This window comes from Oceanospirillum sediminis (genome assembly GCF_014164585.1).
GTDB lineage: Bacteria > Pseudomonadota > Gammaproteobacteria > Pseudomonadales > Halomonadaceae > Oceanospirillum > Oceanospirillum sediminis.
Genome location: NZ_JACJFM010000171.1, coordinates 1 through 407 on the forward strand (window position 1 = coordinate 1; position 407 = coordinate 407).

Genomic DNA, 407 nt, shown 5'->3' on the forward strand with positions numbered 1-407 from the left:
TTATTTGTTCCTGAGTTGCCGCCTTGCCAAGAGATTGCTGAGCGTTGAGAATGGCTTGCTCGCGTGATAGTTCTTTTGTGGATTCTGCCTGACCAGCAAGTAGAGCCTCCTGCCGCAGTTTATTTAATTTCTGCTGGATGGTTTCCTGTTGATTTAGTTCAGTCTTAAGCTGGTTATTTGCATTGCGCTCATCCCTTGCCGCTTGTGCATTTTTCTCCTGCTGACGATATGTCTCAAGTCTGACATTGTAATATTCACGAAACGCAGCGGTATTCTGCTTTAATCCCTGAGCTTCAGCATCACGCCACGCCTGAGCTTTTAGCTTTTCATCGCCAGTTTGTTTCTCAATAAATAATGTCTGGCGAGCGGTTTGTAGCGCCTTATCCTGACTTGATGTTAAGGAGTCT

Annotated in this window: 1 protein-coding gene; it reads right to left on the bottom strand. The window is 45.5% G+C overall.

What is annotated here, in order from left to right:
• Positions 1-407: hypothetical protein (locus tag H4O21_RS24415; protein ID WP_220495868.1), on the bottom strand; the 407-nt coding region annotated here is incomplete at both ends.